General features: G+C 72.5%; 1 protein-coding gene. It reads right to left on the bottom strand.

Going from position 1 to position 393, the window contains the following annotated elements; translation table 11 throughout:
• The coding region (locus AC1DUE_RS20580; protein WP_477041257.1) for a hypothetical protein at positions 1 to 371 on the bottom strand (371 nt) is incomplete at its 3' end.
• Between the last annotated feature and the right edge of the window lie 22 nt (positions 372 to 393).

Genomic DNA, 393 nt, shown 5'->3' with positions numbered 1-393 from the left:
ACCACATCCCGCTCCGGCCCGAACCAGACGCCGATCCCCCAGGCGACCAGCGACCCGAGCAGCCCGCCCAGGGCGAGGCCGACCACGGGCGCGATCCCGCCCCGCCGGAGGAACCAGAAGACGAGCGCCGCAGCCACTGCTCCGAATGCGAGCGCAAGCAGCACGAACGTGCCGTCGGAACCGATCGCCTGCTCGCCCTCGCTGTCGCTGAGGAAGACCGCCTGGTTGTCGGAGACCAGCGGGACGCGCGGCGCCAGCCACAGCCACAGCAGTCCGAGCGCGACGCCGGCCACCGTCAACAGGACGGTGATCAGGGCTGCCCGCCGCAGGTCCGCCCGAAGGTCGTGTTCCTCCTGCGACTCCCGGAGCATCCCGGGGTGGGAGCCATCGCCC

The organism is Cellulomonas sp. P4_A2, assembly GCF_056402515.1.
The sequence above is the reverse complement of the archived record's forward strand: the minus strand, read 5'-3'. Positions and strand labels throughout refer to the sequence as shown.